Annotated in this window: 1 protein-coding gene; it reads left to right on the plus strand. The window is 61.1% G+C overall.

The features are described 5' to 3' along the window. On the plus strand, nt 1-401 hold a 401-nt coding region (locus tag H6B10_RS15550), incomplete at both ends, for a fibronectin type III domain-containing protein (protein ID WP_204652369.1).

Here is a 401-nt window from a genome sequence, read left to right on the forward strand (position 1 = left end):
GAAGAACGGGACGCCATTGTGGCCGGACTGGGGGACCAGGTGGAACTGGCCTACCAGCAGTTTTACGACAGCCTGCATGAACTGATGCCCTTTTTTATGTATGCACCGGTCACCGAAGGGGAGTCCGTCCGCTTCTGGTGGGAGGATGCCTACGATTTCGACAATCAGCCCATTACCTACCGGCTGCGGGTGGCTGCCACGCCGGACTTTGCCGCCCCGGTGGTGGATGTAAGCGGGCTGACCACCACCCAGTACCTGGTACCTGCCGCTGATCTGCCGGCGGGGACCTGGTATTTTGAAGTGACCGCCGTCACGCAGGACGGCCGCACGGCCCCGTCCATGAACAAGATCCAGGTGAATGATGTGTATTATCCCGGTGTGGACCGGGTGGAGGTGACCGG

The sequence above is a fragment of the Gemmiger formicilis genome (assembly GCF_016901605.1).
GTDB lineage: Bacteria > Bacillota > Clostridia > Oscillospirales > Ruminococcaceae > Gemmiger > Gemmiger formicilis_B.